The sequence below is a fragment of the Rhodococcus sp. UNC363MFTsu5.1 genome (assembly GCF_000686785.1).
Classification (GTDB): domain Bacteria; phylum Actinomycetota; class Actinomycetes; order Mycobacteriales; family Mycobacteriaceae; genus Rhodococcus_G; species Rhodococcus_G maanshanensis.
Genome location: NZ_JMLO01000002.1, coordinates 233,315 through 257,908, shown reverse-complemented (window position 1 = coordinate 257,908; position 24,594 = coordinate 233,315). Strand labels below are relative to the sequence as shown.

Genomic DNA, 24,594 nt, shown 5'->3' with positions numbered 1-24,594 from the left:
CCAGGGACACACCGTGAGTTCCGCACTGGCGCAGCCGGGGCCGGCACTGGCTGTCGTCTGCGTGGCCATGGCCGCGATCGCCGCGGTGGTGTACCGGGTTGCGGCACTCGACCCTCCGCTGACGGTGCCTCGGGCAGCGCTCCGCGGCGCCCTGCAGCTCGCGGTCGTCTCCGTCGTGCTCGCGGCCGCGCTGCGCCACCTGTGGTCGGCGGCCGCGGTCTTGCTCCTGATGTATGTCGCGGCCTCGGCAACCGCCGCACGCCGATCGGGCGCCGGTCGGTCGGGTCGATGGCTGGCGCTTGCCCTTGCTGTGGGCGTCGCGGCCGTTCTGCCGCTGATGTTGATCAGCGGCGTCGTGCCGCTCGAGGGGGTGGCGCTGATCCCGATCGGCGGCATCGTGCTCGGCGGTGCGATGACCGCCACCTCGCTGGCGGCCAAGCGTGCGCTCGACGCCATCGATCAACGACACGGGGAGGTCGAGGCGGCGCTGAGCCTCGGCCTGAGCCTGCGGGACGCGCGGATGGAGGTGATCCACACGGCCGCGTCCGACGCGCTGCTCCCGGGCCTCGACCAGACCCGCACGGTGGGTCTGGTGACGCTTCCCGGCGCCTTCGTCGGCGTGCTGCTCGCCAGCGGATCTGCGATCCAGGCAGGGGCGGTGCAGATTTTGGTGCTCGTCGGCCTGCTGTTGGCGCAGACCTGTGCGGTGGCCGTGACGATGGAACTGGTGGCCCGGGCCGCGGTCAGGCGCTGACGCCGTCGGCTGTGCTCCGGCGTCAGCTCACCGACCGGCGGCCCAGTCCTTGCTCGACGATCCACGCTGCGACCTGGATCCGGGACGCGAATCCGAGCTTCGCGAGGATCTGCTCGACGTGTCCCTGCACGGTGCGCTGGGAGATCAGGAGCTGCGCAGCGATCGCCTTGTTGGTCAGGCCCTGAGCCACGAGCTCGGCGACCTGCCGCTCACGCTGCGTCAGCGCCGATGCCGGCCCAGGTGACCGCCGCTCCTCCTCGGCCTCGGAGAGTTCGTCGAGCGCGAACGCGATCGCCTCCTCAGGGCCCCACCCTGCCCCTTCTCTGACGGCCCCCTCGAAGGCCCGGTCACCGAGAACCCGACGGGTCTGCTGCTCGCATTCTGCGTGGTACGCCTGCAGCGTCCTGGCGACCACCCCGGGGCTACCGACCGTTCGCCACATCGTCTCCACCGCGCCGAGCAACAGCGCGGCACGTCGGGCCTGATTCTCCGCGCACGCGATCCACGCCAGCGTCTCGACACACATCGCGGCCGCGAGCAGGTCGTCCGCAGATCGGGACAGTCGCAGGCCCTGTTCGAGGAGGCCGGCCGCGCGCGGTGGATCGGCCTCCCACAGCGCGAGTCCCAGCGCGCATGCCGCGTATGCCCGGTAGACGAACTCGCCGGTTCGTTCGCTGATGGAAAGGGCTTCTTCCTGGTACCCGACCGCCCCGGCGGCGTCGCCGAGCAGCCCGGATGCCAGGGTGAGCCCGAGCAAGGTCGAGATCTGCCTGAGGTTGTTCCCCTGGTCCCGGAAGGCCGAGAGGGCATCCGCCCACCCGGTCACGGCGCCGGGCAGGTCCCCGGCGAAGGCGGCGAGGTACGCATTTGCATGCATGACGGCCGCACGCAACGCGTCGTCGTCCAGCCGCTCCGCCAGGTCTTGTGCCGCCGCCGCCAACTCGGTCGCAGGCGCGGTGTCGCCCTGATACCCGGCGAGAAGGCTGTTCGCACACAGCGCCTTGACCCTGTCGACGGTCGGTTCGTCCCCGTGCAGGTCCAGCGCGCAGTCGAGCCAGTACCTGCCCTCGCGGAGTAGACCACGGGAGAGCCAGAACGGGAACAGCGCGACGGAGATCTGAAGGGCGATCTCGGCCTCGTCCGGCTCCCTCATGCAGTGGTGCATCGCTTCTCGCAGGTTCGCCTGCTCGCGCCCCAGTCGCGCCATGAGCTCGACCTGGCGGGGACCGATCCACTCGAATCTCGTCGTCGAGACCAGATCCCGGTACCAGTTCAGGTGCCGTCGACGGAGGACCGGGATGTCGTCAGGGGCGAGCAACTCCTCGCGGCCGTATTCGCGCAGGGTCTCGAGCATCCGGTATCGCACCACCGCCCCCGCGCCCTCACAGATCAGGATCGACTTGTCGACGAGCGACGCCAGCACGTCGAGCACCTCGTCCGCAGGCCGATCGCCTGCGCAGATCCCTTCCGCCGCATCGAGTTCGAACCCGCCGGAGAAGATCGTCAACCGACCCCACAGCTCACGTTCGGTTTCGGTGCACAGCTCGCGGCTCCACTCGATGCACAACCTGAGCGTTTGCTGCCTGCTCGGCGCTCCCCTGCGGCCACCCGTGAGCAGCTGATACCGATCGGACAGCCGGTCGAGGATCTGGTCGGCCGACAGTGTTCGCAGCCGGACCGCCGCCAGTTCGATGGCGAGCGGGAGCCCGTCCAGCCCGTGACAGATCTTCGCCACGGCCACTCGATTGTCCTCGGTGAGCACGAAACCGGGCACCGCAACGGCGGCGCGGTCGAGGAACAGCGTCGCCGCCTCGAAGCGAGAGAGCTCCTGCAGCGTCGGCGGCTCGTCCGGGTCGGGCACCGCGAGGGACGGGACTCGCAACACCGCTTCTCCGCCGACGGCGAGGGCCTCGCGACTGGTCGTCAGGATCCGCAGCCCCGGACAGCTTCGCAACAGGGTGATCGCCAGCGACGCAACCGCATCCACCACGTGCTCACAGTTGTCGATCACCAGTAGCAGGCGTCGATCTCGCAGGTGTTCCGCCAACATCCCGAGTGGCGGCTCGCTCGAGGTGTTCCTCGGCGCGAGGGTGGCCGCCACCATGCCTGCCACCAGGGCCGGATCGCGCAGGTCACCGAGCTCGACGAGCCACACCCCGTTCGCGAAGTCTCGTCTCGAATCGGCGGCTACCCGCAGCGCCAGTCGCGTCTTGCCGACCCCACCGATACCGGTCAACGTCACCAGCCGCGAGGAGGACAACAGTCGCCTCGACTCGGCCGTCTCGCTGCGGCGTCCGACGAAGCTGTTCAGTTCGACGGGCAGGTTTCCGGCCACCTTGCCATGGACAGTGGGCGGCATCGTCACTCCCGCCTTCCCCCGGCACAGGGCCGCGACCGATCTCGGCCGGAACCCGCCCCGTGCGGCGAGGCTCCGACTTGACACTTTAGAGTGAACTGTAACGCCATGGCACCGTGCGCCGTCGCGCGGATGAAGGTGCCGTCACGGCAGGCGCGGCCCGAAAACAGGTACGTCCCCCCGTCATCCCGCCGTGGTGCTCGACACAGCCCCCGCGAAGTATGGGATTTGTCAGATCTGCCCAGCGTGAAGTCGAGGTTCTCCGATGCTCTTGCTCACACGACCCATCACGGCCGGCAACCGATCGCCACGCGATGACGCGCCTGAGGTGCTGATGATCCGGAACTGCGCGCGCTGCGCGACACTACTGAGCCCGGAGAGCTCCACCTGCGACGTCTGCGGAGGCACGGACCTACCGCGGGTCCCGTCTACGGGGCTCGGGGAGATCCGCACATGGACGGTGGTCGATCGGGAGGCACCCGACAGGTGCGGCGATCCGATGCCGTGCCTGCTCGCGGTCGTCGCACTCGACGACGGCCCCTGGATCTGCACCTGGCTCGAGGGCGAGATCGCTGTTCGCTCGGACCAGCACGTCCGCGTCCAGTTCGATCACCTGGCCTCCGGGGACTGGTATCCCGTGTTCTGCGCCTGCGGCGCCGACTGCAACCAGTCGCTCCCCACCGGCTGACAGACGGCCGGCACTCGCTTTCCGATACCTGTACAACATTCGACGATCCACCCGAGGTACCGAACACGAACCGACACCCATTCGCACAAAAAGTGCGCATATTCAACCATTTTTAGAACGCCCCTATCACCGAACAAACCGCCCCCGAAATAAAGTCGGCACGGGCGGCATTTCTGCCTGCCAAGAAGACCATTAACCGAATTGCAGTGTCAATAAACAGTAATTCACTGTAATTCAATCAGAATCGGCCACAGACAACGCCACCGCGACCTGGCAGACCCATGCCGTCAACCCGCCTCACAGCACCCAAGCACGCCACTCGACCTGCATCTATTGGCCATGTTCAGCATTCTCCACGGGACACCGATGACGACTCCCACGCAAACAATCGGTGAACACACCGTAAATTGCGCCCCTTCCGCGGGCCTTACAGAACTCCGGACAGATTGCCTTTCTTTTTCACCCACATGGCGTCACCTCTTCGTGGTAGAAATTTGTGCGGCCGCAACTGCCCCCTGGTTGCGGCCGCACAAATTTCAGGAGCTCGATTCAAGGAGTGATCAATGGCAACCTTTCTCACGGTCCTCGGTGTACTCGGGAAGATCGGCACGGTCGGCACCCTGCTGCAGGCGCTGAGCTGACGACCCGGCGAGGGGCCGGCGCTCTCCCGAGGAGCACCGGCCCCTCGACCGCCAGTTAGCGGCGCCACCATCACCCGAGTCATCAACAACGGCAGCTGATTCCCACACCCGGGTGATCGACACCCGGCCCTCGACCCCGTGTGCTCGGCGCAGCGACCGCCGCGCGCCGAGCACACGGCTCCACACCCGAACACCGCGACCTTCATGCCGAAGTCGACGGTCGCCGTCCCAACCACCGAAGGAACAGCCATGACACAACGAGAGATCACCCGCGGCATCGCCGCAGGCGCGGCCGCGGCACTGTCCATCGGGGCGCTCGCCGTCCTCGGCGCAGGCACCGCAGGCGCGGCCCCCGGCTCGATCTCCTGGGACGACGGCAAGTCCCAGTTCACCAGGACCATCAGCAACACCACCCCAACGGTGGGCGACACGGTGACCGTGACAACGAAGTTCGACCGGACCAGCTGGATCGACGAGTACATCTACAGCGTCACGGACCGGCATCCGTCCTGCCTGACCTACATCCCCGGCTCCGCCAAGATGGGTGGGGAGCAGACCGACACGGACGACGTGAAACCCGACTACGTCCACTCCTCTTGGAGCGTCATTTCCTGGGTTGTCCAGAATCGCCCGGGCTTCCACGCCACACCGGAGTACAGCGTCTCCTACAAGATCGGCGCGAACTGCCCCACCGGTACCCCCCTGGCCACCGGCATGGACTACACCGGATCACTCGGCAGCGGCAACTACGGCAACAAGGGCCCGTCGATCACCGTTTCCCCGGCCAGTACCGGTGGAACGGGCGGAACGGGCGGCACCGGAGGCACCGGAGGCACCGGAGGCACCGGAGGCACTGGCAGCCTCAGCAAACTCCTCGCCGGCTTCGGCTCCTGACGACCGGCACACGATGAAGGGTCTGTCCCCAGCCACCGCGGCCGGGGACAGACCCTTCATTGCAGAGACTCGGCGATCCACGCCGCGATCTGAGTTCGCGAGGTGAACCCGAGCTTGGACAGGATGTGTTCGACGTGGCCCTGGGCGGTGCGGGTTGAGATCACCAGCATCGAGGCGATCGCCTTGTTCGAATGGCCTGCCGCGACGAGCTGTGCCACCTCGGTTTCGCGCGGGGTCAACAGTGACGACACAAGTGCGGGCTGAGGCCGGTCGGTGAGGTTCTCGCCGAGTGCGTAGGAGACGGATTCGTCGAGGTTCATGGCGGTACCGGTGCGAAATGCTTCGCCGTAGGCCTTGTCCCCGAGTGCATTGCGGGTGAGTTGCTCGCACTCGTCGTGGTTGCCGAGCAGGTTCGGGAGGGTCACCGAGATCCTTCCGACCGTCTGCGCGAGCGTCTCGGCGGCGCCCATCAGGACGGCGGCCCGGGTCGCCTGGTCCTCGCGAATCGCGGCCCAGGCCAACGACTCGAGACACCAGCCCGCCATGACCAGGTCTTTGAGGCGCCGAAGCAGCGGCAACGCCGAATTCAGGAGGGCTGTTGCCCGATCGGTGTCTCCTGCCTGCAATGCCGTCAGCGCGAGGGCCCACGATGCCCACGCACGGTAGGTGGACTCACCTCGCGGCGCGGTGATCGCGAGCACCTGCTCATGACAAGCGACCGCGGTCTCCTCGTCCCCCGACAGTCCGCTCGCGATCGCCAGGCCGAGAAACCCACCTATCGATCGTGCGATTTGGAGTCCGGTCCCGGTCGGGTGGGCGCCCTCCGCGCGTGCCCTGACGAGGGCCGCCCGGAACGGTTCGACCGCCCCTGCGAGGTCTCCGGTGAACAAGGCCAGATATCCACGCGCATAGTTCGCGACCTCGAGCGACTCCACGTGCCCCGATTGCTCTGCGAGCGAACAGCATTCCACCGCCCGCGTCGCGGCCTCCTCGAGTTGACCCTGCATCCCCGCCAACAAGCAGTCGCCGTACAACGTCTTGACGCGTTCCTCGGCCCCCGCAGTGTCGGAGCCGGCGAGGCAGCGGCCCATCCAATACCGGGCCTCCGTCAACAGGCCCCGGCACGACCAGAACAGCCACAAGGCGTTCGCCATGCGCGCGGCGACATCCGGGTCGGTGGCGACGACCTCCTCGGTCAGGCTGAACGTCAGCGCCTCCCGCAGGTTCGGCTGCTCCCGATCGAATCGATCGACCCAGTCCACCTGGTCGGGGCCGATCCACTCGATCTCGACCCGCTTGACCAAGCTCTCATACCACGCGAGGTGCCGCCGCTGCGCTTTGGAATAGTCGCCGGATTCGCGCAACTTCTCCTTGCCATACGCACCGATCGTCTCGACCATCCCGAATCGCACCACCGCCCCGCACTCCTGGCGTACCAGGATCGACTTGTCGACGAGGGAGGCCACCGAGTCGAGAAATCCGTCGACCAGTTCCTCGGGACAGATGCCCTCGGCCGCGTCCAGCTCGAAACCGCCCACGAACACCGACAGCCACGCCCACAGCTGCTGCTCGCGGGGCCCGCACAGCTCGTAGCTCCAGTCCACGCAGGACCGCAACGTCTGCTGTCGGGACGGCGCCACCCGGGATCCGACGGTCAACAACTGGTAGCGGTCGGTCAGGCGCTGCAGGATCTGCTCGGCTGTCATCGCGCGGATCCGCACCGCGGCCAGCTCGATGGCCAACGGAAGTCCGTCCAGCTGGCGGCATATCCCCGCCACCGCAGCGCAATTGGCCTCGGTGAGCGCGAAATCAGGCAGAGCGTCGGCGGCCCGCGCGACGAACAGCGCCACCGATTCGTACCGGGGCATCGCCTCGAGTCTCGGGGTGTGCTGCGGGTCCGGCGCCGTCAACGGCGGCACCTTCAGCACCCGCTCCCCGTCCACCCCGAGGATCTCGCGGCTCGTGGCCAGGATCCGCAGCTCCGGGCACGCTCGCAACAGGGTCTGCGCCAACTCCGCGACAGCACCCAAGAGGTGCTCGCAATTGTCCAGGACCAACAACGTGTGCCGGGTGGAGAGGTGATCGGCCAGCAGGCGAGCCAACGACAGGCCCGGCTGATCCGGCAGCCCGAGCGCGCCGGCGACGGCCTCCACCAACAACTCGGAATCCTGCAGGTCACCGAGCGCGACGAACCACACCCCATCGGCGAACGCTCGCCGCGAATCCTCGGCGACCCGCAACGCCAGCCTGGACTTGCCGACCCCACCGATGCCGGCCAACGTCACCAACCGCGAGGCCCCCAGCAGCCGCCTCGCCTCGGCGATCTCGTGGCGCCTGCCGATGAAACTGGTCAGCTCCGCCGGCAGGTTCCCGGGCTTCTCCTTCACCAAGGTCGCCATCGAGCGTCCTGTCGTTCGTCGTTGTCGTGTGCTCGAAACTACCCCTGTCACGTCACGACAAACAGATCGAAGGGGCCCGGTCGACCCTGTGGTCGACCGGCCCCTTCCGCACGTGCTCGCTCAGCGCCAGTCACCGACGCGGACCTCGTCGGGCGCGGGCGCGCCCGTCCCGGTCTCGACCAGCTGGATCAGGCTGAGGAGGAACGTTGCCCACTTCGTGCTGCAGTGGTGCATGAACTCCACCGGCTCCCGCCAGCCGGCGTGCTTGAAGAGAACGATCGTGTAGTCACCGTCCTGGCGCAGGTCGAACTCGATCGTTGTACCGAGCCACTCCTCGGGGCTCTCCCCCACGACTCGCCACACGACACGCTTGCCCGCGACGAGCTCGACCACCTCCATGTCGAACCCGCCGACCGGCGGGAACCTGAACTCGATGACGCCGCCGACCTCGTCGGGCGTGCCCGACGTGTCACGGGTCCACCACGCGGCAAGGCCGTCGATCGAGGTCAGCGCGTCATAGATCGGTTCCGGCGTCGGCGTCTTCGCGCCGACCCGATGCAGGATGTCCATCATCATTTCTCCTCTTTGCGCAATGTTTGGTTGCACATAACGTTAGCGGCTCCCCCGTCTATGCGCAACCATTGGTTGCGAATTGGTCGCCGACTACGTCGGCACGACAAAGGCCGCCCGGCAGCGATGTAGACGCTGCGGGCGGCCTTTTGCGGGTCAGACCCTTACGGGACTAGGCGCCGATCAGGCGCTGGGCGAGGTAACTCTCGACCTTGTCGAGCGAGACCCGCTCCTGCTCCATGGTGTCGCGCTCTCGGATCGTCACGGCCTGATCGTCGAGGGTGTCGAAGTCGACCGTGATGCAGAACGGGGTGCCGATCTCGTCCTGGCGACGGTAGCGGCGACCGATGGCGCCCGCGTCGTCGAACTCGACGTTCCAGTTCTTGCGCAGCAGTGCCGCGAGGTCCTTGGCCTTCGGGGTGAGGTCGGCGTTGCGGCTGAGCGGCAGCACCGCGGCCTTGACCGGGGCCAGCCGACGATCCAGGCGCAGCACGGTGCGCTTGTCGACACCACCCTTGGCGTTGGGCGCCTCGTCCTCAGAGTAGGCGTCGACCAGGAAGGCCATCAGCGAGCGGGTCAGGCCTGCTGCCGGCTCGATGACGTACGGGGTGTACCGCTCACCGCTGGCCTGGTCGAAGTAGTTCAGGTCGGTGCCCGAGTGCTGCGAGTGGGTCTTGAGGTCGAAGTCGGTGCGGTTGGCGACGCCCTCGAGCTCGCCCCATTCGCTGCCCTGGAACCGGAAGCGGTACTCGATGTCGACGGTGCGGGTCGAGTAGTGCGAGAGCTTGTCGGCGGGGTGCTCGTAGAGCCGCAGGTTCTCGGGATCGATGCCGAGATCGGTGTACCAGGCGAGCCGGGTGTCGATCCAGTACTGGTGCCACTGCTCGTCCTCGCCCGGCTTGACGAAGAACTCCATCTCCATCTGCTCGAACTCGCGGGTGCGGAAGATGAAGTTGCCGGGCGTGATCTCGTTGCGGAAGCTCTTGCCGATCTGGGCGATGCCGAACGGCGGCTTCTTGCGCGAGGTGGTGAGCACGTTGGCGAAGTTGACGAAGATGCCCTGCGCGGTCTCGGGCCGCAGGTAGTGCAGCCCCTCCTCGGTCTCGATGGGGCCGAGGTGCGTCTTGAGCATCATGTTGAAGTCACGCGGCTCGGTCCACTGGCCGACGGTTCCGCAGTCCGGGCACACGATGAGCTCCATGGACACGTCGTCGGGGTTGTCCAGGCCCTTCTTCTCCGCGTAGGCCTCCTGCAGGTGGTCCTGGCGGTGCCGCTTGTGGCAGTGCAGGCACTCGACGAGCGGGTCGTTGAAGACGCCGACGTGCCCGGATGCCACCCACACCTCGCGCGGGAGGATCACCGAGGAGTCGAGGCCGACGACGTCGTCGCGGCTGGTGACGATGTTGCGCCACCACTGCTTCTTGATGTTCTCCTTGAGCTCGACGCCGAGCGGCCCGTAGTCCCAGGCAGACTTGGTCCCGCCGTAGATCTCACCGCAGGGATAGACGAGCCCCCTGCGCTTGGCGAGGTTGGCGACGGTCTCGATCATGGACTTGGGTGCCACTTGGGGAGCTCTCCATCTGGGTAATAGATGCTGCGGTCACGTGCGATTTTCTGGCACCCAGCCTATCTGCCCCGCCGGGCCGACCGAAATCTCCCCATTTGACATGCGCATCCATGCATATCAAAATGGAATCGATTTGCAATAAGGCGAGCGCGGACCGACATGATCGGTCCAACGAGGAGGTGGGCACAGGGTGAGCATCAGCGATGCCGACGATCTCCACACCACCGAACACGTTCCGTCCGGATCGAGGCCGCCTGCCGCCCTGCCGAGCAAGGACACCCTGAGCGCAGCGGGCGACATCCTGCGCGCCCTTGCCGCCCCGGTGCGGATCGCGATCGTGCTGCAGCTGCGCGACGCGGAGCGCTGCGTGCATGAACTCGTCGAGGCGCTCGGTGTCACCCAACCGTTGATCAGCCAACACCTGCGGGTGCTCAAGTCGGCGGGCGTCGTGCGCGGCGAACGCAACGGCCGCGAGGTGTTCTACCGCCTCGTCGACGACCACCTCGCCCACATCGTGATCGACGCCGTCGCCCACGCCGAGGAAGGACCGAGACCGTGACCGAGAAGAACGACAGGCGCAGCCCGGTCGTGGTCGGCGTGCGAGCCACCAAGCAGCGCAGCGCGATCTCCGCTCTCCTGGACGAGATCGACGAGTTCCGCTCGGCGCAGGACCTGCACGACGAGCTGCGCAAGCGCGGCGAGGGCATCGGCCTGACGACCGTCTACCGGACGCTGCAGACCCTGGCCGACGCCGGCACCGTCGACGTCCTGCGCACCGACACCGGCGAGTCGGTGTACCGCCGGTGCTCCTCCGGGCATCACCACCACCTGGTGTGCCGCTCGTGCGGGTTCACCGTCGAGGTCGAGGGCCCGACGGTCGAGCAGTGGTCGCAGTCCATCGCCGACGAGAACGGCTTCACCGACGTCAGCCACACCGTCGAGATCTTCGGCACCTGCCGCAACTGCTCCGCCTGACGTCGGCGCGGTTTCGCCGATCCCAGGCCCGCCGCTCACGCCGCCCGGGTCAGCGGGTGTGCGGGATAGGCGTGGACCAGCGCGGTCGAGAGCTCGGGGACCGCATGGGTGAGCGCGTGTTCGGCTCGGTGCGCGATCCGATGGGCGTCCTCGAGACTGGTGCAGGCGTCGATGTCGAGTTCGGCGTCGGCGTGCAGCCGATGACCGATCCACCGCATCTTCAGGCTCCTGACCCCCGCCACCCCCGGCTCCGCGGCGAGCACCCGCTCGCAGGCATCGACCAGGTCCGGATCGACCCCGTCCATCAGCCGACGGAACACCTCACGCGCCGCGCTCCCGAGCACGACCAGGATCGCGGCGGTGATGAGCAGGCCCACGACGGGGTCGGCCAGCGGGAACCCGAGGGCGACGCCTCCCGCACCGAACAGCACCGCGAGCGAGGTGAAGCCGTCCGTGCGCGCGTGCAGGCCGTCGGCGACAAGTGCGGCGGATCCGATCCGCCGGCCGACCCGGATCCGGTAGAGCGCGACGAGCTCATTGCCGACGAACCCGACCAGCCCGGCCGCCGCCACCCATCCGAGGTGCTCGATCGGGACCGGTTCGAGCAGTCGGCGCACCGCCTCGTAACCCGCGATCATCGCGGACAGCGCGATCATGGCGAGCACGAACAGGCCGGCCAGATCCTCGGCGCGACCGAACCCGTACGTGTAGCGGCGGGTCGCCGCTCGTCTGCCCAGTGCGAACGCGATCCACAGGGGGACGGCGGTCAGCGCGTCGGCGAAGTTGTGGATGGTGTCGGCCAGCAGGGCCACCGACCCCGAGACCGCGACGATCGCCGACTGCACGAGCGCGGTGACAGCCAATGCCACCAGGCTGATCTTGACGGCCCTGATGCCGATCGCGCTCGATTCGAGGGCGTTGTCGACGCGGTCGGCCGCGTCGTGTCGGTGCGGGACGAACACCTCCCGCACCGCGGACCGGAGGCCGCCGCCGAGGCCGTCCGCTCGCCGGTGGCCGTGCCCGTGGTGTTCGTGCGTCACGGCTGGCCGCCGATCTCGCCGACCGCCGCCTCCCCCGCGGCATCGGCGTGCAGGACCCGCAACCCGCTGTCGGTGCGGTGATGGCCGGGCACGCCGGGACCGGCGTGCTCGGCGTTGAACACCGCGTCGGTCAGCAGCTGCCGCACGTGGTCGTTCTCGAGCCGATAGAACACCGTCGTGCCCTCGCGGCGTGTCCGCACCAGGCGCGCCATTCTCAGCTTCGCCAGGTGCTGTGACACCGACGGTGCCGGCTTGCCGACGTGCGCCGCCAGCTCGTTGACCGAGCATTCCCGGTCGATCAGGGCCCACAACAGGTGCACGCGAGTGGCGTCGGCCAGCATGCGGAAGACCTCCACGACCAGGCCGACCTGGTCGTCCTGCAGCCGACGCCTGCAAACGTCACTATCTGCATTCATACGCAGATAATACGCCCCGACCTCACCGGACGAATCCGCTGCGCGCAACGTAGCCCGTAGATTTTAGAGTTCAGTTCTCGTTCGGGCCGTGCTCGTCAACCGGAAAGGATCGACGTTGATTCGTGACGTCGTGCGCCGTGCGCGCGAGCTGCTCGCGGACGGTGATCAGGAGCAGGCGCACGCGATCCTGACGCTGGCGCTGGATGGGCAGAGGTTTGCCGCCCAGGATGTAGAAGCAATCGCCGTGGCCGAGGCGACCGGGATGCTCGTCCGGATGGAGGCTCCGTCCGAACCACACCATGTCGTCGAGCGGCGGATCGCGAGGATGACCGAACTCACGGACGGCTTCGACGCCGACGCCGTCCGTGAGGCCCGCGCGCTCGCCGAGCTCGAGGCGATCGAGTGGGTCCACCGGCACGAGCCCGACGATGCGGTCGTGCTCGTCGACGTGATGCGAGCGGCGGAGTCGTTCGCGGCGCGTCACAGTGGGGACGAGCAACCGCTCGGTGTGCGGCGGGCACGAGCGGAGGCAATGTTCACCGCCGAGATCCTGCGGAGGCACCTCGGACGAGATCACCATCGCGTGGCGGTCGGACTCGAGACGCTGGCGCTCACGCTCACCGCGGAATCCGACGAGCGGTTACGTCACCTTCGCATTGCCGCGCTCTATCGGGCGGCGCAGATCCGCTACGACGCCGGCGACGACCCGGAGTCGGCGATCGCGCTGATGCACCGTGTCATCGCCGAGGCCGAGCCTGTCCCCTCGGCGCGGACGCTCCTGCACGCCGCATCGCTCTGTCTGGTCGACGACGAGATCGGCCGGGGAGCGCCGGCGGCGGTGGCGATTGCCCACGGTCTCCGCGCCCTGGATGTGCCCGTCGCCGAGCTCGGCTTCGAGGCGGCCGCCGAACAGGCCCGGCACCTCGACCAGACACTGGAGCGGCTACCCGACACCGAGCGCGACCCCGCCGCGGTGGAACACGGTGCTGCACTGGTGGACCGCTATGCCGCCTGCGCATCCGAGGACGCGCGCGAGGCGATCCTGTGGTGGGTGCTCGGGGGCGTTCCCGGGGACGCGGGCGCGGTGACGGCGGTGCATCGACAGGTCCTCGCGCACGCCGACCACGCGTTCGGCACCGACCCGAGCCCGCTCACCGCGGCAGCACGGGCGCGGGTGGCGGCACGCCTCGCCGAGGTGACCGCGCACCTCGGCGACCCCGAGGGCGCCGTGCGGCTCTACGAGCGGCTCGATGCTCGATTCCCCGGGCACGAACACGACGAGCGCCTCGTCGTGCCGCTCGCCCTGGCGACAGTCGACCGGGCACTTCGACTCGCCGACACCGGACGACGGAAAGAGGCACTCGATGCGCTGGCGCAGGTACCGCACCGCTACGCCACTGCCGCAGGCGTGCCCGGCGTGCCGGCGGCGATAGCCCAGGCGATGTACTGGCGAGGACGCCTACTGCGGGAAGCAGGCGAACTGGCCGAATCTCGCCGCGTCATAGGCGATGCCGTGGATCGCTCGGCCCCCGACGCCGACGCCGATGTGCGCCTGTGGGCGGCGAATGCGCTCTTCTCGACGTGGCAGTCACCCGGCCTCGATCCCGCCGAGATCGACGGTGCCCTACACCGCTTCTCAGACCTGTTCGCCGACGACGAGGACATCCGCATCCGCCGCCTCGACGCCCGGCGACGCCTCACTCAGTCGACGCGCGCGGCGGAACGCGGCGAACACCAGGTGGCGGCGACGTTGCTGCAGAGCCTGGTGACGAGACATGCGGACAGCGACGACCCGGATATTCGCGACACCGTCGAACTCGCGACCGAGAATCGACGGATCCTCGCGATCTCGTCCCCCACGAATGCGGCCCCCGCCTCGGCGGGAGAGGCCCGCTACCGTGAATTTCGCGAACGGGTGCACCGGGCCGACACGGCGGTCGCCGAGGGACGCCACGCGGACGCCGAAGAACTCCTCGCGGCGATTGCGGCCGACACCCGCGCAGACCCCGATCCGAACATCGTCATGCTCGGGCTCGCGGCGTTGGACGTGCTCGGAGGCCTGTTTCTCGACGCCGGGCGGTGGGAGGAGCTCGTCGCCGTCGCACGCAGCGCCGCCTTGCGCCGCCCCGGTCTCGACACCCGGGCACGCCGGGTGCACGCGCGTGGTCACCTGAGGCTCGGCATCGCGCTCGGCCGGCTCGGCGAGGAACGCGCCGCGATCGAGGCCTACGAGGCACTCGAGCGGCTCGCCGACGGATCGACCGACGGCGACATCGTGAACGCCCGCGAAGTAGCCGCCTACAACCGCGCCGTCCTGACCGACAACCTGGACGACCCCTTCGCTGCGATCGCCGCCTACGACCACGTCCTCAGAATCCACGACCAGTCCGTCGACTCCGCCGAGCGCCGGCTCCGCCGCATCAAGGCACTGCGCAACAAAGCGCTACTCCTGACCGGTCTCGGCCGCCTACCCGAGGCGACCAGCGCCCACCGAATCATCCTGGACATCGCCTGCGCCTTCCCCGACTCCGAGATCGCCGAACGAGGCCGCAAGTCCGCCTTCGACCTGGCGGCCTGCTACACGCAACTCGGCCAGCACCGTGCAGCATCGGACCTCTACACCTGGATGCGATCCGCCCATCACCTCGGATTCACCCGCGACGAGCTCAAGAGCATCACCCGCTCAGCGAAGAAGGCAGCCCGCGAATCCAAACGCGCACAGCGGTAATGCCGGAGTGCTGCGACTAGGGCAGCAGCCCCTGCCTGCCCTGGTCGGCGCCCGAGAGCACCAGCAGCAGCATCGTGGTGAGCGCCTCATCCTCGAGCCCGGCGGCCGGGAAGGTGTAGCGCAGGATCACGTCGGCCAACTTGCCGCGGGTGATCACCGTGATCGAGCCGAACTGCATCATCGAGTTCTTCTCGGCGACCTTCTTGTGCAGCGCGGGCTTGACCGGACGGTCCCACGCCAGCACGGCGGTCACCGACAGCACGTCGAGCCCGGGCGCGAGGTTCACCGCCCGCAGCGAGCACAGGGCCCCCGCGTACTCGAAACCCAGTGACCCGTCATCGGATTCGCGCACCTCCACGAAATGCGCGAGCGCGTCACGGGCGCGGTCCTGCAGTACCTGCGCGGTGCCGGCGCTCATTTGCCCCCGCCACTGTGCTTGTTCATTTGACTCCGCCACTGTGCTTGTTCATTTGACTCCGCCAAAGCGCCGGTCGCGCGAGGCGTACTCGACGCATGCGGCCCACAGGTCGCGGCGGTCGAAGTCCGGAAACAGCTTCTCCTGGAACACCATCTCCGCGTAGGCGGACTGCCAGATCAGGAAGTTCGAGGTGCGCAGCTCACCCGAGGGGCGCAGGAACAGGTCCACGTCCGGCATGTCGGGCTCGTCGAGATATTTCGCGACGGTCGCCTCGGTCACCTTCTCCGGGTTCAGCTCCCCCGCCGCCACCCGGCGCGCGATCTCCCGTGCCGCATCGGCGATCTCGGCGCGACCGCCGTAGTTCACGCACATCGTCAGGGTCATCGTCGTGTTGTGCTTGGTCAGCTCCTCGGCGATCTCGAGCTCCTTGATCACGCTGGCCCACAGCCTGGGCCTGCGCCCCGCCCAGCGCACCCGCACACCCATCTCGTGCATCTCGTCGCGCCGACGCCGGATCACGTCCCGGTTGAAGCCCATCAGGAACCTCACCTCCTCGGGACTGCGCTTCCAGTTCTCGGTGGAGAACGCGTACGCCGAGAGCCACTTCACGCCGATCTCGATGCAGCCCTCGAGGGTGTCCATCAGCACCGCCTCGCCGCGCTCGTGGCCGGCCGTGCGCGGCAGGCCCCGATCCTGGGCCCAGCGACCGTTTCCGTCCATCACCAGCGCGACGTGCCGCGGGATCAGCTCGGGCTGCAGGATCGGCGCCCTGGCGCCGGAGGGATGTGGGGCCGGGGGCCGGATCACGCGGCTAGGCGGAGCTTGCGGTTCGCGTCGTCGAATCACGGTCACCATCCTGCCCGACCGGACGGGGTGCTCCCGCCACCGCCCGCGGATCCGCGGCATCCGGCTCGACCGCGGCGTGCGGGCGCGAGCGCTCGATCAACGGCAGGGTGCGCAGCTGACGCTCGAGATGCCACTGCAGGTGCGCGGCGACCAGCCCGCTGGCCTGCGCCCGGACTGCGGCCGTGACGGTCTCGGTCTGCGCCCACTCCCCGCGTGCGAGCGCGTCCATCAGGTCGAGCACGCCAGGGGACGGGGTCGCCGAGCCCGGTGGGCGGCAGTGCACGCACACCGCCCCGCCCGCGGCCACGTGGAAGGCGCGATGCGGACCGGGGGCGGTGCACCGCGCGCACTCCTCCAGCGCGGGTGCCCAGCCGGCGAAACCCATCGCCCGCAACAGGAACGCATCGAGGATCAGCTCGGGCGGCCGAACCTGCTCCCCCACCGCGCGCAGCGCGCCGACGGTGAGCTGATGCAGCCGCAGCGCGGGAGCACGCTCCTCGCCCGCGAGCCGTTCGGCGGTCTCGAGCACCGCGCAGGCGGTGGTGTACCGGCCGTAGTCGTCGACGATGTCGCCCGCGAAGGCGTCCAGGGTCTGCACCTGGGTGACGATGTCGAGGTTGCGGCCCGGGTAGAGCTGCACGTCGATGTGCGCGAACGGCTCCAGGCGCGCCCCGAACTTCGACTTGGTGCGGCGCACACCCTTGGCCACCGCCCGCACCAGCCCGTGCTGGCGGGTCAGCAGGGTGACGATGCGATCGGCCTCACCCAGCTTGTGCTGGCGCAACACCACCGCATGGTCCCGGTACAACCTCACCAGGAAAGTGTCCCACGGTGCGCGGACAATCCCGGACTGCCCGCCCCCGGCACGCACCGCGTCATGCCAACCGTTGCCCGATCAGCTCGACGAGCCGCTCCGGCGCCTCGAGCTGCGGCCAGTGCCCGACGCCGGGCAGCACGGTCACCGCGGTGGCGGGACGCAGCTCGAGCAACCGCGCGGTCATGTCGGGGACAGCGATGGGGTCGCACTCGCCCCACAGCAGCGCCAGCGGTTCCCGATACTCCACCAGCCCCGCGGTCCAGCGATCCTGGTGCGCCCGGCGCTCCAGGATGTAGCGGTTCTGACGGGGCAGCAGCCGCGCTCCGTCGCCACGCTCGATGGCCTCGATCAGGGCGTCGATGGCACCGGCCGGCGCGGGCGCGCGCGGCGAGAAGCTGCGGTCGATCGCACGCTCCAGCAACCATCGTGGGGGCGAGAACGGCAGCGCCCGCGCGGGCAGTCGCAGCATCGCGCGCTGGCCGGACGTCAGGTGCGCGAGGTCGATGAAGATCGAGCCGTTGGTCAGGATGACCTGCTCGGGGACGAATCCCAGGACGCCGAGGTGGTGACGGTACAGCAGCTCGGCCACCACGGTGTCCCCCATGTCGTGGGCGATCAGCACGCAGCGGGCGATGCCCAACCGGCCGAGCACGGCCTCCACCAGGTCCGCCTGCTCGAACAGCGAGTAGCGGGCTGCGGTGGGCTTGTCGGACAGCCCGAATCCCAGCAGGTCGAGCAGCACCACCCGCCGACCGGACCCGAGCCGCTCCGCCACCGCGGCGAAGTCGTGCGACGACCCGGGGAACCCGTGCACGATCACGAGCGGAGCCCCCGGCCCCGCCCCGACCTCGACGACGAAGATCCGGTTCCCACCGATCTCGAGGTGGAGACCACGGCGTTCCCAGGCGCTCAGGTCACCGCTCATGACTCCTCCGATGTTCGGCGCTGGGCCCAAAGCTACTCACCTGGCCTCGCTTTCGGACCCGAAACCTGGCGGCCGACACCTGACGGAGGTACTGTTCGTTCGAACGAACAGACATTGGGGAGGCACGGCGTGAGCACGCACATGGAAGACACCCGAGAGCTCGGGCTCGAGGAGACGGCACACTCCCTGGCGACCGGTGCTTCCACGTCCGTCGACCTGGTTCGCCACAGCCTCGACGCCATCGACGCCAGCCAGTCGAGCCTCAACGCCTTCCGGGTGGTCCGCCGTGCGGCCGCCCTCGCGGAGGCCGCCGAGGCCGACCGCCGGCTGGCCGCGGGCGAGCGCCTGCCGCTGCTCGGCGTCCCGATCGCGGTCAAGGACGACGTCGACGTCACCGGCGAGCCGACCGCCTTCGGCTGCCCTGGCGAATTCCCCGCCAAGACCGCGGACTCCGAGGTCGTGAGGCGACTCCGCGCCGCTGGCGCGGTCATCGTCGGCAAGACCAACAGCCCCGAGCTCGGCCAGTGGCCGTTCACGGGAGGCAGCTTCGGGCACACCAGGAACCCGTGGGCGCGCGAGCGGACCCCCGGCGGGTCCTCCGGCGGCAGCGCGGCCGCGGTCGCCGCCGGGTTGGTGCCCGCCGCGCTCGGCTCGGACGGCGCGGGTTCGGTCCGGATCCCGGCGTCCTGGACCAACCTGGTCGGCATCAAGCCGCAACGCGGCCGGATCTCCACCTGGCCCGAGCCCGAGGCGTTCTACGGCATCACCGTCATGGGCCCGCTCGCCCGCACGGTGGCGGACGCGGCGCTCCTGCTGGACCTGGTCTCCGGCAGCCACGAGGGCGACCTGCACCAGCCCCCGCCTGTGACCGTGCGGGACGCCGTGGACCGTGAGCCCGGCAAGCTGCGCATCGCGCTGTCGCTGAAGATCCCCTACACGGCCACGCCGAGGACGCTGCACCCCGAGGTCAAGGCAGCGATCGGTGCCACCGCGCACGTGCTGCGCCGGCTCGGCCACGAGGTGACCGTGGCCGATCCCGCCTACGGGCTGCTGCTGGGCACGAACTTCCTGCCGCGGTCGATGGCGGGTCTCGAGCAGTGGCGCTCGCGGGTGCCGGACCCGACGCTTCTCGACCCGCGCACCCTGTCCAACGCGCGCACCGGCAGGCTACTGGGGGGCCTGCCGTTGCGCGCGTCCCGCGCCGCCGAGCCGCGCATGCGCAGGCGAATCGGCACCATCTTCAACGACTTCGACGTCATCCTGGCCCCGACCACCGCAACCCCGCCGCCGCCGGTGGACGCGATCGACGGCACCGGGCACTTCGAGACGGACAAGGTGATCACCGCGGCCTGCCCGTACACCTGGCCGTGGAACATCCTGGGCTGGCCGAGCGTGAACGTGCCCGCCGGCTTCACCTCGGACGGCCTGCCGGTCGGCGCGCAGCTGATGGGTCACGACAACACCGAACCGTTGCTGGTCTCGCTCGCGGCCCAGCTCGAACGTGAACTACGTTGGGATCGTGAACGTCCCGAACAGTGGTGGTGACCGGTGAGCGAGGCCCCGGTTCGTGAGCGGATCCTCGCCGCGGTCCTGCACATCATCGGAACCGACGGCATCGCCGCCGTCACCAACCGCAGGATCGCGGCGCAGGCCGAGGTCTCGCTCGGCTCGATCACCTACCACTTCCCCAGCCAGACGGACCTGCTGCGCGACGCCCTGCTCGGGTTCGTCACCGCCGAGACCGCCCGGCTGACCGAGCTGGCCGAGCAGTACCGGCACGCCGGGTTGAGCGTGCAGGACGCCGCCTCGCTGACGGAGCAGGTGGTCCGGGACCTCGCGTTCGACGCCGAACGGATGGCGCCGTTCGAGCTGTACATCCAGGCAGGCCGCGACCCCGAGCTCCGTGCGGCCGCCGACGAGTGCTTCGCCGCCTACGACACGCTCACCCTGACCATCCTCGAGGCACTCGGGGTGCCCGACGCCGCGGCGATCGCGCCTACCCTGGTCGCGACCATCGCCGGCCTGCAGCTGCGCCGCCTGGCCACCGGCACCGTCCAGGACGTGTCGGCGGCCATCCTCAGGCTCGTCGTGCCGCGCTAGCGCGCCCGATCGGCACCGGCCCCCGAGCGCGCCGCGGCCGCACCGGCTAGAACCCCAGGCGGCCGAGCTGTTTCGGGTCGCGCTGCCAGTCCTTGGCGACCTTCACGTGCAGCTCCAGGAAGATCCGGGTGCCGAGCAGCTTCTCGATCTGGGTGCGCGCCTTGGTGCCGACCTCGCGCAGCCTGGCTCCGCCCTTGCCGATCACGATGCCCTTCTGGCTGGGGCGCTCGACGTAGAGCAGCGCGTGCACGTCGAGCATCTCGCCCTGCTTCTCCGTGCGACCCTCGCGCTCGATGACCTCCTCGATCACCACGGCCAGCGAGTGCGGCAGCTCGTCGCCGAGCCCCTCGAGCGCGGCCTCGCGGATGAGCTCGGCCATCAGCGTCTCCTCCGGCTCGTCGGTGATCTCGCCGTCCGGGTAGAACGCCGGGCCCTCGTCCATCGACTTCGCCAGCAGGTCGACCAGCATCTCGACCTGCTCCCCCGACGCCGCCGACACCGGGATCACGTCGGTCTCCGGTCCGAGCAGCTTCGACAGCGCCACCAGCTGCTCGGCGACCTTCTCCCGGCTGACCTTGTCGATCTTGGTGACGATGCCGATCAGCTTGGTCTTCGGCGCCATCTGGCGGACCTGCTCGAGGATCCAGCGGTCGCCGGGGCCGATCTTCTCGTCCGCGGGGATGCACAGGCCGATCGCGTCGACCTCGGAGTAGGTGTCGCGCACCAGGTCGTTCAGCCGCTGACCGAGCAACGTCCTCGGTCGGTGCAGCCCGGGGGTGTCGACCAGGATCAGCTGGGCGTGCGGGCGGTGCACGATGCCGCGGATGGTGTGCCGGGTGGTCTGCGGCCGCGACGAGGTGATCGCGATCTTGCTGCCGACCAGCGCGTTGGTCAGCGTCGACTTGCCGGTGTTCGGCCGTCCGACGAAACAGACGAAGCCGGAACGGAATTCGGTCTCAGTGCTCATGGGCATCTCCAGAAATGGGTCGGTAGGGCTCCCAGCCCATGACATAGGGGTCCGAGCCGTCGGCTCGGGCGGCGATCAGCTTGGCGGATGCGGTCACCTCGGTCAGTGCGAGCACCCCGGGCTCGTTGTCCCTGACCGCGGTCACGATGTCCGCAGCGCTGCCGGGCAGGTCGCCGACCACCGCGGCGGCCTCGAAGCCCTCCGCCCCGCTCGAGAGGGCGGCGGCGATCGCGGCCTGCAACGCGGTCAGGGTGAGGGCGTCGAGCGAGACCGGGCCTGCGGCGTAGGTGCGGCCGTCGAGGTCCCGCACCGCGGCGCCCTGCGCACCGCCGGTTCGCCCCATCGCCCCGCGGGCGAGGACCACCAGCTTGGCGTCCTCCTCGTCGAGATGCTCAGTCATGTCGGCCCTCGTCTCCCTCGTCATCGCCGACCGAGTCGGCGTCCGGTTCGGGCGCTCTCCATGCAAGAACAGTACTGATCCGGACGCGGCCGCGGACGTCGCTGCCGCCCTCGGCGCGCAGCATCAGGCCGTCGGTGGTGACCTCCGAGCCCGGCAGCGGGACCCGGCCGAGCTCGTAGCCGAGCAGCCCGCCGACCGTCTCCACCTCGTCGTTGTCGATCTCCATCTCGAACAGCTCCGCGAGGTCCTCGACCGGCAGGCGGGCCGAGAGCCGAAAGCGGCCGTCGCCCAGGTCCTCCACCGGTGCGATCTCGCCGATGTCGTACTCGTCGGCGATCTCGCCGACGATCTCCTCGATGACGTCCTCGATGGTGACCAGCCCGGCGATGCCGCCGTACTCGTCGACGAGCAGCGCCATGTGGTTGCGGTCGCGCTGCATCTCCGCGAGCAGGCTGTCGAGCGGCTTGGAGTCGGGCACGAACACCGGCGGTCGCATCACCTCGCCGACGGTGACGCCACGGCCGCCGTCGGTCGAGTGATACGTCCGCTGGACCAGGTCCTTGAGGTACACGACGCCGAGGATGTCGTCCACGTTCTCGCCGATCACCGGGATCCGGGAGTGCCCGCTGCGGACGGCCAGCGAGGTGGCCTGACCCGCGGACTTGGTCGCCTCGATCCACACCATCTCGGTGCGCGGGACCATCACCTCCCTTGCGGGGGTGTCGCCGAGCTCGAACACGGACTGGATCATCCGGCGTTCCTCGTCGGCCACCACCCCGCGCTCCTGCGCCATATCGACCAGCTCACGCAGCTCGATCTCGGAGGCGAAGGGTCCGTTGCGGAAACCCCGGCCGGGGGTGAGCGCGTTGCCGACCAGGATCAGCAGTCCGCTGATCGGGGAGAACAGGACGCCGATCACCTGCAGCGGCAGCGCCGCGGCGAGCGTGATCGAGTAGGCGTGCTGGCGGCCGATCGTCCTCGGCCCCACCCCGATCGCCACATAGACGATGAGCACCATGACGACGGCGGTGACCAGCAGCGCCCAGCTCCGATCGAGCATGTCCAGGAGCGCGGCGGCGAGCAGGACCGTGGCGGTGATCTCGGCCAGGATCCGCAGCAGCACCATGAGATTGACGTACCGGGGCCGGTCGGCCACGACCGTCAGGAGGCGCTGCGCACCCGGCCGCGCGTCCTTGGCCAGGTCCTCGACCCGGGCGCGGGAGATCGTGTTGAGCGCGGAGTCGATGGCGGCGAACAGCCCGCCGAGCGGTACCAGGACCGCGGCCAGCAGGATCTGGACTAGCTCATCACTCACTGCTCGGGGCCGTCGAAGAACCCGGTCTTGCCCAGCAGCCTGCGGTCACGGGCGGCCAGCTCCGCCTCTCGCTCGGCAATGCGCAGCTCGTCGTACCAGTCGGCGAGCAGGCTGTTCTGCAGCGCGAACATCTCCTTCTCCTCCTCCGGCTCGGCGTGGTCGTAGCCGAGCAGGTGCAGGACACCGTGCACGGTGAGCAGCGCCAGCTCGTGCGCGGTGGAATGGCCCGCCTTGGCTGCCTGGTCGGCGGCGAACGCGGGGCACAGCACGATGTCGCCGAGCATCGCCGGTCCGGGTTCGGGGGCGTCGGGCCGCCCGCCGGGCTCGAGCTCGTCCATCGGGAAGGACATCACGTCGGTCGGGCCGGGCAGGTCCATCCACCGCATGTGCAGGTCGGCCATCGTGTCGAGGTCGACGAGCACCATCGACAGCTCGGCCGCCGGGTGCACGTCCATCCGGCCGATGACGAACCGCGCGACGCTGATCAGCTCGCCCTCGGAGACGTCGATCCCGGACTCGTTGGATACCTCAATGCTCATGACAGTCGTTCTCCTCGGGGCCGCCTGCGGCGGTGATGGGCGGGGGCGGTGTTGCTCACGTGGGCTGACCGTCAGCGCCGCGACGAGCGGGCCTGCGCCGCCCGGCGCTGCGAGCGGTTGCCGAGCTTGACCTCGTCGATCCGCTCGGTCTCGAAACGGTCGTAGGCGTCGACGATGTCGGAGACCAGGCGGTGCCGCACCACGTCCGCACTGGTGAGCTCCGCGAAGTGGATGTCGTCGATGTCGGTCAGGATCTCCGAGGCCGCCCGCAGCCCGGACCGGGCGCCGCCGGGCAGGTCCACCTGGGTCACGTCACCGGTCACCACGATCTTGGAACCGAACCCGAGCCGGGTCAGGAACATCTTCATCTGCTCGGCGGTGGTGTTCTGCGCCTCGTCCAAGATGATGAACGCGTCGTTGAGGGTGCGGCCGCGCATGTAGGCCAGCGGGGCGACCTCGATGACGCCCGCCTGCATCAGCTTCGGGATCGCCTCGGGATCCATCATGTCGTGCAGCGCGTCGTGCAGCGGCCGCAGGTACGGATCGATCTTCTCGTGCAACGTGCCGGGCAGGAACCCGAGCCGCTCCCCTGCCTCGACCGCGGGGCGGGTCAGGATGATCCGGCTGACGTTCTTGCTCTGCAGCGCCTGCACGGCCTTGGCCATGGCGAGGTAGGTCTTGCCGGTGCCCGCGGGGCCGATGCCGAAGACGATGGTGTTCGCGTCGATCGCGTCGACGTATCGCTTCTGGTTGACCGTCTTGGGCCGGATGGTCTTGCCGCGCCGGGACAGGATGTCGAGGCTCAGGACCTCCGCGGGCGATTCCGCGACGCCCTCGGTGAGCATCGCGATGCTGCGCCGGACCGCGTCGGGGGTCAGCGAGTTGCCGCCGGCGACGACCGCGATGAGCTCGCCGATCACCCGCTCGGCCAGCGCGACGTCCGCGGCCCTGCCGGTGAGGGTGATCGCGTTGCCACGAACGTGAATGTCTGCGTCGAGGGCGTGTTCGAGTTCCTTGAGGTTCTGATCCGAGGAACCGAGGAGCGGGAGCACCGCGTCGGGTGAGACCTCCATGCTCGACCGCACAGTGCGCTGCGCTGGGCGGTCCTGGCTGCCGTTGGCCTTCGCCCCTGCGCGCGAAGCGCGTCCCCCTGCGTCGTCCGACTGATCGCCCATGTCGCTGTCTGCACTCACGTGGTAGCTATGGCCTACTTTCCTGGTTCCGTGTCCCGACGGCTCG

The 24,594-nt window shown here is 69.1% G+C and carries 23 protein-coding genes; 8 read left to right on the top strand and 15 right to left on the bottom strand.

Translation table 11 applies throughout. The features are described 5' to 3' along the window. Positions 1-13: 13 nt before the first annotated feature. A complete protein-coding gene (locus BR31_RS0104880; protein WP_027499985.1) occupies positions 14-754 on the top strand; it encodes an ABC transporter permease in 741 nt (246 codons plus the stop codon). Between the two features lie 22 nt (positions 755-776). Here BR31_RS0104880 and BR31_RS0104875 read toward each other — a convergent pair whose 3' ends face one another. Next, positions 777-3,113 carry an ATP-binding protein gene (locus tag BR31_RS0104875; protein ID WP_156042352.1) on the bottom strand — a complete coding sequence of 779 codons (2,337 nt, stop codon included), beginning with the start codon at positions 3,111-3,113 and terminating at the stop codon, positions 777-779. A 262-nt stretch (positions 3,114-3,375) separates the two neighbouring features. Here BR31_RS0104875 and BR31_RS27425 point away from each other — a divergent pair, with 262 nt between their 5' ends. Both BR31_RS27425 and BR31_RS31820 read left to right on the top strand, forming a co-directional pair. After that, complete coding sequence (locus BR31_RS27425) at positions 3,376-3,798, top strand: Zn-ribbon domain-containing OB-fold protein (protein ID WP_051636962.1); 423 nt, start codon at positions 3,376-3,378, stop codon at positions 3,796-3,798. Positions 3,799-4,688: 890 nt separating this feature from the next. After that, positions 4,689-5,333 (top strand): hypothetical protein, encoded by a 645-nt coding sequence (locus BR31_RS31820; RefSeq protein WP_197023552.1) that lies wholly within the window; start codon positions 4,689-4,691, stop codon positions 5,331-5,333. A gap of 56 nt (positions 5,334-5,389) precedes the next feature. Here the strand turns inward: BR31_RS31820 and BR31_RS27415 are convergent, their stop codons facing one another. From BR31_RS27415 to BR31_RS0104850, 3 genes are all read right to left on the bottom strand, one after another. Next, entirely contained in the window at positions 5,390-7,732 is a 2,343-nt protein-coding gene (locus tag BR31_RS27415) for an ATP-binding protein (RefSeq protein ID WP_037175557.1), read from the bottom strand. Between the two features lie 120 nt (positions 7,733-7,852). After that, on the bottom strand, positions 7,853-8,302 hold the full coding sequence (locus BR31_RS0104855; protein ID WP_231496375.1) for an SRPBCC family protein: 450 nt from the start codon (positions 8,300-8,302) through the stop codon (positions 7,853-7,855). Positions 8,303-8,474: 172 nt separating this feature from the next. Continuing rightward, positions 8,475-9,866, bottom strand: a complete 1,392-nt coding sequence (locus BR31_RS0104850) for a glycine--tRNA ligase (RefSeq protein WP_027499981.1) — start codon at positions 9,864-9,866, stop codon at positions 8,475-8,477. A 199-nt stretch (positions 9,867-10,065) separates the two neighbouring features. On the opposite strand from BR31_RS0104850, the gene BR31_RS0104845 reads away from it, so the two are divergent. After that, positions 10,066-10,428: an ArsR/SmtB family transcription factor gene (locus BR31_RS0104845; RefSeq protein ID WP_425528728.1), complete on the top strand. Its 363-nt coding sequence runs from the start codon at positions 10,066-10,068 to the stop codon at positions 10,426-10,428. Further along, positions 10,425-10,844: a Fur family transcriptional regulator gene (locus BR31_RS0104840; protein ID WP_027499979.1), complete on the top strand. Its 420-nt coding sequence runs from the start codon at positions 10,425-10,427 to the stop codon at positions 10,842-10,844. The genes BR31_RS0104845 and BR31_RS0104840 overlap by 4 nt, the downstream gene beginning before the upstream one ends. A gap of 35 nt (positions 10,845-10,879) precedes the next feature. Here the strand turns inward: BR31_RS0104840 and BR31_RS0104835 are convergent, their stop codons facing one another. Both BR31_RS0104835 and BR31_RS0104830 read right to left on the bottom strand, forming a co-directional pair. Continuing rightward, complete coding sequence (locus tag BR31_RS0104835; RefSeq protein WP_027499978.1) at positions 10,880-11,884, bottom strand: cation diffusion facilitator family transporter; 1,005 nt, start codon at positions 11,882-11,884, stop codon at positions 10,880-10,882. Beyond that, the gene (locus BR31_RS0104830) at positions 11,881-12,300 is read right to left on the bottom strand and encodes an ArsR/SmtB family transcription factor (RefSeq protein ID WP_027499977.1); all 420 of its coding nucleotides are present in this window, start codon (positions 12,298-12,300) and stop codon (positions 11,881-11,883) included. The genes BR31_RS0104835 and BR31_RS0104830 overlap by 4 nt, the downstream gene beginning before the upstream one ends. Before the next feature lie 115 nt (positions 12,301-12,415). Between BR31_RS0104830 and BR31_RS0104825 the strand changes: the two genes are divergently transcribed. Continuing rightward, positions 12,416-15,028 (top strand): hypothetical protein, encoded by a 2,613-nt coding sequence (locus tag BR31_RS0104825; RefSeq protein WP_156042351.1) that lies wholly within the window; start codon positions 12,416-12,418, stop codon positions 15,026-15,028. 16 nt (positions 15,029-15,044) lie between these two features. On the opposite strand, the gene BR31_RS0104820 is transcribed toward BR31_RS0104825, so the two are convergent. The 4 genes from BR31_RS0104820 to BR31_RS27410 all read right to left on the bottom strand — a co-directional run bounded on the left by BR31_RS0104820 (position 15,045) and on the right by BR31_RS27410 (position 18,034). Then, positions 15,045-15,446 carry a hypothetical protein gene (locus BR31_RS0104820; protein WP_027499975.1) on the bottom strand — a complete coding sequence of 134 codons (402 nt, stop codon included), beginning with the start codon at positions 15,444-15,446 and terminating at the stop codon, positions 15,045-15,047. A gap of 48 nt (positions 15,447-15,494) precedes the next feature. Continuing rightward, positions 15,495-16,301: an isoprenyl transferase gene (locus tag BR31_RS0104815; protein ID WP_051636986.1), complete on the bottom strand. Its 807-nt coding sequence runs from the start codon at positions 16,299-16,301 to the stop codon at positions 15,495-15,497. Continuing rightward, positions 16,258-17,106, bottom strand: a complete 849-nt coding sequence (gene recO / locus BR31_RS0104810; RefSeq protein WP_027499973.1) for a DNA repair protein RecO — start codon at positions 17,104-17,106, stop codon at positions 16,258-16,260. Before recO ends, BR31_RS0104815 begins: the two co-directional genes overlap by 44 nt. Before the next feature lie 61 nt (positions 17,107-17,167). Further along, positions 17,168-18,034, bottom strand: coding sequence for an alpha/beta fold hydrolase (locus tag BR31_RS27410; protein ID WP_051636961.1), 867 nt, complete (start codon positions 18,032-18,034; stop codon positions 17,168-17,170). A gap of 141 nt (positions 18,035-18,175) precedes the next feature. On the opposite strand from BR31_RS27410, the gene BR31_RS0104800 reads away from it, so the two are divergent. Together BR31_RS0104800 and BR31_RS0104795 are read left to right on the top strand one after the other, a co-directional pair. Continuing rightward, positions 18,176-19,579 carry an amidase gene (locus tag BR31_RS0104800; protein ID WP_037175629.1) on the top strand — a complete coding sequence of 468 codons (1,404 nt, stop codon included), beginning with the start codon at positions 18,176-18,178 and terminating at the stop codon, positions 19,577-19,579. Positions 19,580-19,582: 3 nt separating this feature from the next. Beyond that, positions 19,583-20,134, top strand: coding sequence for a TetR/AcrR family transcriptional regulator (locus tag BR31_RS0104795; RefSeq protein ID WP_027499971.1), 552 nt, complete (start codon positions 19,583-19,585; stop codon positions 20,132-20,134). A gap of 46 nt (positions 20,135-20,180) precedes the next feature. Here the strand turns inward: BR31_RS0104795 and era are convergent, their stop codons facing one another. The 5 genes from era to BR31_RS0104770 all read right to left on the bottom strand — a co-directional run bounded on the left by era (position 20,181) and on the right by BR31_RS0104770 (position 24,428). Then, positions 20,181-21,101: a GTPase Era gene (gene era / locus BR31_RS0104790; protein WP_037175549.1), complete on the bottom strand. Its 921-nt coding sequence runs from the start codon at positions 21,099-21,101 to the stop codon at positions 20,181-20,183. Further along, complete coding sequence (locus tag BR31_RS27405) at positions 21,091-21,501, bottom strand: hypothetical protein (protein WP_051636960.1); 411 nt, start codon at positions 21,499-21,501, stop codon at positions 21,091-21,093. The genes era and BR31_RS27405 overlap by 11 nt, the downstream gene beginning before the upstream one ends. Continuing rightward, positions 21,494-22,816 carry a hemolysin family protein gene (locus BR31_RS0104780; protein ID WP_027499969.1) on the bottom strand — a complete coding sequence of 441 codons (1,323 nt, stop codon included), beginning with the start codon at positions 22,814-22,816 and terminating at the stop codon, positions 21,494-21,496. The genes BR31_RS27405 and BR31_RS0104780 overlap by 8 nt, the downstream gene beginning before the upstream one ends. Continuing rightward, positions 22,813-23,355, bottom strand: coding sequence for an rRNA maturation RNase YbeY (ybeY, locus tag BR31_RS0104775; RefSeq protein WP_027499968.1), 543 nt, complete (start codon positions 23,353-23,355; stop codon positions 22,813-22,815). Before ybeY ends, BR31_RS0104780 begins: the two co-directional genes overlap by 4 nt. 71 nt (positions 23,356-23,426) lie before the next feature. Next, the gene (locus BR31_RS0104770) at positions 23,427-24,428 is read right to left on the bottom strand and encodes a PhoH family protein (RefSeq protein ID WP_231496384.1); all 1,002 of its coding nucleotides are present in this window, start codon (positions 24,426-24,428) and stop codon (positions 23,427-23,429) included. Between the last annotated feature and the right edge of the window lie 166 nt (positions 24,429-24,594).